Origin of the sequence: Arthrobacter sp. 18067 (genome assembly GCF_902706295.1) — a bacterium.
In the GTDB taxonomy this organism is placed as follows: Bacteria; Actinomycetota; Actinomycetes; order Actinomycetales; family Micrococcaceae; genus Arthrobacter.
In genome coordinates, this window is the sequence record NZ_CACSJJ010000010.1 from 171,276 (window position 1) to 178,385 (window position 7,110).

Here is a 7,110-nt window from a genome sequence, read left to right on the forward strand (position 1 = left end):
GATCAGTGTCCTTCAGGCTTCAGCAGGGGGAAGAGGATGGTTTCACGGATGCCGGCACCCGTGAACAACATGACCAGGCGGTCTATGCCCAGCCCGATGCCACCCATGGGCGGCGCGCCGTATTCAAGGGCACGGAGGAAGTCCTCGTCCAACTGCATGGCTTCCTCGTCCCCGGCGGCAGAGCGGCGGGACTGCTCCGTGAGGCGTTCACGCTGGATCACGGGATCAATGAGCTCGGAGAACGCAGTACCTCGCTCCATACCGCCAATGATCAGGTCCCAGGCTTCGATGAGGCGGCCGTCTTCGCGGTGCGGCCGGGCCAGCGGCTGCGCAGAGGGCGGGTAGTCATAGACAAACGTGGGGTTCAGGAGGGTGGGTTCCACGATCTCGCCGAACAGCTCAACCACGATCTTCTCGGCGTCCCATTTGGGGTCCACCTTGACCTCATGCTTGGCGGCAATGGCCAGCAGTTCCTCCACCGTGGTGTCGGGAGTAATTTCCACGCCTACTGCTTCAGAAATACCCGGGTATACCGAAACCCAGGCCCATTCGCCGTCGAGGTTGATCTCGCCGGCGTCAGTCTGAATGGTGCGCGTTCCAACCACGTCGGCCACATTCAAGATGATTTCCTTCATGCGCTCAGCCATAACGAACTGGTCCGCCCACGCTTCGTAGCATTCAAGGGTGGTGAATTCGGGGCTGTGCGTGGAGTCCACGCCTTCGTTGCGGAAGACCCGGCCCATGTCGTACACGCGGTCAATGCCGCCAACGACGGCGCGCTTGAGGAAGAGTTCAGTAGCGATGCGCAGCGTCATCTTCTGGTCGAAGGCATTCATGTGCGTTTCGAAGGGGCGTGCTGTGGCACCGCCGTGGACCAGCTGCAGGATGGGGGTTTCAACCTCCACGTAGCCGTAGCGGTCCAGGGTGTCGCGCACAGAGCGGGTGATGGCAGCGCGCTTGTAAACCATTTCGCGGGCTTCGTCGCGGACCATAAGGTCCACGTAGCGTTGGCGAACACGGGTTTCCTCGTTCAGTTCCGCGTGGAGGACCGGGAGGGGGCGCAGGGCCTTGGAGGCCATGGACCATGAGTCGGCCATGACGGACAGCTCACCGCGGCGGGAGGAAATGACCTCGCCCTTGATGAAGACGTGGTCGCCCAGGTCAACCAGGGCCTTCCACTCGGCGAGCGCTTCCTCGCCGACGTTCGCAAGGCTCAGCATTGCCTGCAGCCGTACGCCCTTGCCGTCCACGCCGCCCTCCTGGAGGGTGGCGAAGCAGAGCTTGCCGGTATTGCGGACGAACACCACGCGGCCGGTGACGCCCACGGTATCGCCGGTGGTCTCGTCGGCTTCGAGGTGCGCGTACTTCTCACGGATTTCGCCGAGGGAATGGGTCCGTTCAACACCCACCGGATAGGCCTCCGTGCCGCGCTCGATCAGCTTGGCGCGCTTCTCCATACGGATGCGCATTTGCTCGCTGGCCTCGATGGGCTCTGCGGAGGTGTTCAGGGCTGGGGTGTTTGCGGAAGTCACAGTCCTTAAGTTTACCGGTGATTACGGGCCTTTTCTTCCGGGCGCCAAGATCAGGCAAACGCATAGACTCGGGGCTGTGGAGACGTGGACAGTGGAAACGGACGACGGCGGCGGCCAGCTTGAGGTGCACACGTTCCGGCCGGCGTCGGCTGCTTCCATTCCCGGCTCGAAGGCACCCGCCGAACCGCCCGGCGTCGTGCTTGTCCATGGCACCTTGGTGACCGATTCCCTGTACTGGCCGTTTGCTCGGACGTTGAGCGTCATGCTGGACCGCCCGGTTCACAGCTACAACCGGCGCGGCCGGGGACAGTCCGCGCCGCAGCCGCCCGGCTATTCGGTTGAAACCGAAATTGCGGACCTCCTCGCGGTAATGGAGAAGAGCGGCTCAACCGATGTTGTGGCACACAGCTATGGAGGATTCGTTGCGCTGCAGGCCGCGAGACGGGCCAGGATCAACAAACTGGTGACCTACGATGCCGCGGTGTCACTGTCCGGCAACCTCAGCAGCCGCTGGCGGCCCGAGCTTGAAGAAGCTGTAACCGCCGGACAACTGGATCATGCTTGGGCGCACCTGGTCCAGGGGCTGGGGACTGCCGGGCCAATCTCGTATCTGCCCATGGGGGCGCTGCGGACACTCAGCGTCCTCTCCGCACGAACCCGGCTGGGCTTGGAGATGCGTTCGCTGCTTCCTACCGCTGTCACCGAGATGCGGGCAGTCCTCGACGCCGATGCGAACCTTCACGACTTCATGAAGCTCTCCACGCCGACGCTGATGCTTAGTGGCGGTTGGAGTCCTGCCTATTTCGCGGAAACCGGCCGCATCTTGGCCGGAGCGGTACCGGCGATCGACTTCGCCGTTGTGCCGCTCCAGTTCCATGAAGGTCCACTTCGGCCCGGCCGGCGGCTCGCGGCCCGCATCGCCAGGTTCCTTTCCGGGAACCAGCTCCAAGGGGAACCAGCAGGTGCCGCCTAGGATGTTCCGGTGAGGGAACGTGAGATTAAGACGCACGACGGCGGCAGGCTCGCCTTGTACAGCTACGGCACGGAAGACGCACCCGGGGAGCGTCGGGTGGTGCTGATCGGTGGCGCGTTCCTCACGGCACTCATTTATCGGCCGTTCTCCATAGCCTTGGCAAAGGGCCTGGGTGATGGCTGGGCCGTTGATGTCTACGACCGCCGGGGCCGGGGCAAGTCCACCGATCAACCGCACAACTACTCCATGGCTACGGAGATCGCCGACGTCCGGACCATCATGGACGCCACCGGGGCACGGAACATCTTCGGCCACAGCCTGGGTGGATCAGTTGCCTTGAACGCGGCTCAGGCCTTCGCCGGAACGCACCACCAGCCGGACAAGCTCGCTGTTTACGACGCCGCCGTGAATATCGACGGAAGTATGGACACGGACTGGCTGGCTGGATTCGCGGACTCCGTTAACAAGGGCGACATCAACCGCGCAATGGCCCGGATGAAAAGGGGCATGCATCCCGGAACCGCCCTGGCCCGCGTCCCGGAGCCCGTCCTGGTGGGACTCATGGCAGTGGTTTCGCGGACCAAAGTCAACAAGCTCTTTCGTGAACTCATGCCCTCCGGGGTCGGCGAGCTCAAAGCCGCTTTTGAAGCCGCCGAAACACCCCGCGACTTCTCCGTCCTCCCCTCCAGCACGCACTTCATGGTGGGCAAGAAGAGTCCGCAGTTCTATAAAGTCACCGCAGCACGGCTGAACAGGGCAGTCCAAGGCAGCACCCTGGAGGTCTCTCCCAAGGGGTTCCACGGTTCCATTCCAGCCGCCGTCAACGAGCTCGTCTCGGATATCTCGGAGTACTTCAAAGGCTGACTGCTTGTCCACATAGGCGCCGGCATGCTGCCCGCATTCAGGTCACTCGGTTAGGCTCAAGTCATGACGCGCGACATCATCATGACAACCGACGGCGGACACCTCGAAGTACTCACCACGGGTGGCGACCTGGCAGCGGCAGGTTCCGGCGTCGTCGTCGTTCCTGCCTCCATGGTGACAGCTTCCGATTACACACGTTTCGCCCAGAAACTCAGCGAAGCCCTTGGCCGCCCCGTCCATACTTTCAACCGACGCGGACGCGGCGATTCTTCGCCCCAGGCGGAGGATTACACACTGGAAGCGGACATCCGCGACCTCGACGCCGTCATGAAGCACACGTCCAGCACGGACGTCTTCGGGCACAGCTTTGGTGGCGCTGTAGCACTGCACGCCGCACGGACCCTCCCGGTGGAGCGCTTGGCCGTCTACGACCCTGCTGTCTCGGTTAACCACAGCGTCAAGGCCGACTGGACACCCGATTATGAACGCGCGACGGCGGCGGGAGACTACGATCGCGCCCTCGCCGTCCTGATCAAGGGCGTGGAGACCGGCGGCGCCTTCGCCCGCATGCCGTTGTCCATGTTGACCCTGGCGAACAAGCTGGCGGCCGGTACGCCCCTGGGCAAGCAAATGCGCGAACTAATGACGTGCGGTGTACGTGAAATCAAGGCGGTCATCGCAGCCGACATGCCCGCCGAGCCGTTCCTGGACCTGCCGTTGGAAACGCTGATCGTTGTAGGCGAAAAGAGCCCCTCGTACTTCGGTGTCGCGTGCGGCCAGATCCACGATGTCCTGTCCGGTTCCAGCTACAGCATCCTCCCCGGCTTCGGGCACGATGGCCCGATCAAGGCTCCGGACAAGCTGATCTCGGAGCTGTCCGGGTTCTTCTCCGGCTAGCCGAGTTGAATGGCCGCGATCCCGGCCACAGCAACGACTGTCAGGCCCAGCCTGAGCCGGCTGAATTTCTCGTTGAAGAACACCGCTCCAATAACTCCTGCCAACAGGACGCTGGTCTCGCGTAATGCCGACACCAACGCAAGGGGTGCCAGGCTCTGCGCCCACACTACGATCCCGTAGGCGAGCATGGACACCAGCCCGCCAATGAATCCCGGTTTCCAGTACCGCGCCACGCGTCGCGGGAATGAACGGCGATCCGACGCCATGCGCCAACAGACCACGGGAATCAGCAAGCCCTGCAACAGGAACAGCCACGAAATATAGGCCATCGGGTCACCGGACTGGCGGACTCCTACGCCATCCACCAACGTATAGGCCGCTATGGCCCCACCCGTGAGCACGGCGAAAAAGGTGCCCTTGCGGTTTGTGGTGTCCCCTTTGCCGTGACCGGTAACAGCCAAGCTCAGCAGTGAGCCCGCGACGACTGCCACTCCGGCCAACTGCCACATGTTCAGGTGCTCCTCCAGGAAAGTGGTGGCGACTGCCGTCACCAGAAGGACGGCCAAGCCACGGGCCAGTGGATAGACCTTGGAGAAGTCGCCGTGCCTGTAGGACGTGGTCAGCAGGATGAGGTAGCAGGTCTGCAGGGCTGCCGAAGCGAGGACGAAGGGCCACGACTGTTGCAGGGGAATTCCGAAGATCGCCACCCCCGCGATGCCTGACACCAAGTACGCCAAGGCAATCATGGTGGACGATGCAAGGCGGTCCGGGATGGCCTTGGCCAGGGCATTCCAGACACTGTGTAGGACCGCTGCCAGGAGGACGGCCGCCGAAACTGTGAGGGTCAACGGTGAGCTGCCGTCATAGGGAGTGTCGCGCCGGGTAGAGCCTCCTGTCGGGCACCGAAGATGACGCCGTCAATGTCAGCTGCGGCCACACCGAAAGTCGCGAGGACTTGGGCAAAGATGTCCGCGTGATCCACGGCTGTGACGTGCTGGGGCAGGCCTGCGCCAGCGGCCCCTATCCAGGCGGTGCGCTCTACTTGGGTCTCTCCGCCGTGGCCGCCGGCGTCGAGGTGGCCGTGGTCGGTAACGACAATGACCGTCCAGTCTTCGCCTGCCCGGTTGGGTCTCGCCGCAATCGCGTCCAGCAGGGTGGTAAGTCGAGTGTCACAGCGTTGAATGGCTGCAATATATCCATCGCCGGTTCCGTGGTTGTGGGCCTCGACGTCGGCCTCGCCAAAATATACGAAAGACGCCGCGAGGTCCTCGTGCCTTATGCGCTCCGCCGCATATTCGGCGACGGCGTCATCGGCACTTATCCAACTGTCGGCGTCGTTCGATTCTTCAGGGTCGTGCGTCGGCACCCAGCCCCGGGAGCTGAAGATTGGTCCACATTCGCTTCGAATCGCAAGCGGATGCCAACTGACGGCGATCATCGTCTGCAGTTCCGGACGGGCAACGCGAACCGCCGCCGTGAAGTCCTGGAACGAGTCGAGCTCGACCGGGTGATGGCTGTTGCCTGTCACCTTGTGCCGATCCGCGTGAACACCCGTTGCCACTGTGGCCCAAACGGGACCGGAGATGGTGGCATTCTTCTCGTGGACGCGGACGGGGACCAGAAACCCTTGATCGGCAATCCGGTCCAACGCAGGAGTAGCCGCGGACCTGAGCGAGTCATAGCGGACGCCGTCGATGCCTACTACCAGGATGTGGGGTTCATTCTTCACACACACGACGGTACTTGGATTAGCTCGGCACGTATTGAATCGACCGTTGATATCTATAGGAGACTTAGGTCATGCCTATGAATCTGACGCACCTCCGGGCGTTCCATTACGTCGCCACACATGGAAGTTATGTGGCGGCGGCCGCGTCAGCAGGGGTCAGCCAACCGACCCTCTCAGAACAAGTCCGCCTGTTGGAGGGGCAGCACGAGGTACAGCTGCTGCAGCGGGCTGGACGTTCCGTGGAGCTGACCGCATTGGGACAGAAACTGTTCGCAGTGACGTCCAAGCTGTTCGCAGCGGAAATGGAAGCCGAAGCGGTACTGGCCAAGGCTCGTCAGGTGATGCAAGGAGAACTGCGGTTCGGCACCGATGCACCCATCAACGCAGTAGGTGTCCTCAGCGCCTTCCGACGTCGGAATCCCGGCGTAAGCATCCAACTCGTCAGCGGCAACTCTGCAGAGATACGCAAACGCGTAGTGGCCGGCACTGTGGACGTCGGCATCATCGCGGACGAAACACCCCACCCCGACCTGATCGGCCGCGCACTGGGCACCCAGGACCTTGTAGCGTTCGTACGGCACGACCATTCCTTGGCCGGCGCCAAAGTCATCAAGCTCCGTGATTTGGTAAATCACCCGCTGATTATCCGGGAACCCGGCTCGATCACACGGAGGTCCATCGAGACCGCGCTCCTCGCAGCTCACCTAAAGCCCACCGAGCTGCTTGAAACGGACAGCAGGGAAGCAGTCCATGCTGCCGTGATCGCCGGCCTCGGCGTTGGCGTGATCGCAGAGGACGAATTCAACGACGATCCCCGCTTGGTCCTGCTCGACTTCGGCGACCCGATACCGCCTATCACGGAGTATCTGGTCTATCGGGCGGATAACCAACGAAGCCATGTAGTGGAAGCGGTGTTGGGGTGTGTGGGTGGTTAAAGTGGGAGACCCCCCAACCCGGTGAGGGGTTGGGGGGTCTCGACCTTAATGGTTGTCCGGCGGTGTCCTACTCTCCCACACCCTCCCGGGTGCAGTACCATCGGCGCTGTGGGTCTTAGCTTCCGGGTTCGGAATGGGACCGGGCGTTTCCCCCACGCTATGACCGCCGTAACCTTGTTA

The 7,110-nt window shown here is 62.6% G+C and carries 7 protein-coding genes and 1 rRNA gene; 4 read left to right on the forward strand and 4 right to left on the reverse strand.

Annotated elements, in window-relative coordinates:
* Positions 1 to 2: 2 nt before the first annotated feature.
* Positions 3 to 1,532 carry a lysine--tRNA ligase gene (gene lysS, locus GVL04_RS12070; RefSeq protein ID WP_159704522.1) on the reverse strand — a complete coding sequence of 510 codons (1,530 nt, stop codon included), beginning with the start codon at positions 1,530 to 1,532 and terminating at the stop codon, positions 3 to 5.
* A gap of 76 nt (positions 1,533 to 1,608) precedes the next feature.
* On the opposite strand from lysS, the gene GVL04_RS12075 reads away from it, so the two are divergent.
* The 3 genes from GVL04_RS12075 (at position 1,609) to GVL04_RS12085 (ending at position 4,266) form a co-directional block, all read left to right on the forward strand.
* On the forward strand, positions 1,609 to 2,505 hold the full coding sequence (locus tag GVL04_RS12075) for an alpha/beta fold hydrolase (protein WP_159704525.1): 897 nt from the start codon (positions 1,609 to 1,611) through the stop codon (positions 2,503 to 2,505).
* A 9-nt stretch (positions 2,506 to 2,514) separates the two neighbouring features.
* The gene (locus GVL04_RS12080) at positions 2,515 to 3,369 is read left to right on the forward strand and encodes an alpha/beta fold hydrolase (protein WP_159704528.1); all 855 of its coding nucleotides are present in this window, start codon (positions 2,515 to 2,517) and stop codon (positions 3,367 to 3,369) included.
* A 63-nt stretch (positions 3,370 to 3,432) separates the two neighbouring features.
* Positions 3,433 to 4,266 (forward strand): alpha/beta fold hydrolase, encoded by an 834-nt coding sequence (locus tag GVL04_RS12085; RefSeq protein ID WP_159704531.1) that lies wholly within the window; start codon positions 3,433 to 3,435, stop codon positions 4,264 to 4,266.
* Here the strand turns inward: GVL04_RS12085 and GVL04_RS12090 are convergent.
* Positions 4,263 to 5,114, reverse strand: a complete 852-nt coding sequence (locus GVL04_RS12090; RefSeq protein WP_159704534.1) for an EamA family transporter — start codon at positions 5,112 to 5,114, stop codon at positions 4,263 to 4,265. The two genes, GVL04_RS12085 and GVL04_RS12090, sit on opposite strands and share 4 nt — an antisense overlap.
* Positions 5,111 to 5,995: an alkaline phosphatase family protein gene (locus GVL04_RS12095; RefSeq protein ID WP_235036260.1), complete on the reverse strand. Its 885-nt coding sequence runs from the start codon at positions 5,993 to 5,995 to the stop codon at positions 5,111 to 5,113. Before GVL04_RS12095 ends, GVL04_RS12090 begins: the two co-directional genes overlap by 4 nt.
* A 71-nt stretch (positions 5,996 to 6,066) precedes the next feature.
* Here GVL04_RS12095 and GVL04_RS12100 point away from each other — a divergent pair, with 71 nt between their 5' ends.
* On the forward strand, positions 6,067 to 6,930 hold the full coding sequence (locus GVL04_RS12100) for a LysR substrate-binding domain-containing protein (RefSeq protein ID WP_235036261.1): 864 nt from the start codon (positions 6,067 to 6,069) through the stop codon (positions 6,928 to 6,930).
* Between the two features lie 54 nt (positions 6,931 to 6,984).
* Here the strand turns inward: GVL04_RS12100 and rrf are convergent.
* A 5S ribosomal RNA gene (gene rrf / locus GVL04_RS12105) occupies positions 6,985 to 7,101 on the reverse strand.
* Positions 7,102 to 7,110: the final 9 nt, after the last annotated feature.

Coding starts and splice junctions, on each gene's coding strand:
- GVL04_RS12085 (WP_159704531.1), top strand. CDS start 3,433: ATGACGCGCGACATCATCATGACAACCGACGGCGGACACCTCGAAGTA.
- GVL04_RS12100 (WP_235036261.1), top strand. CDS start 6,067: ATGCCTATGAATCTGACGCACCTCCGGGCGTTCCATTACGTCGCCACA.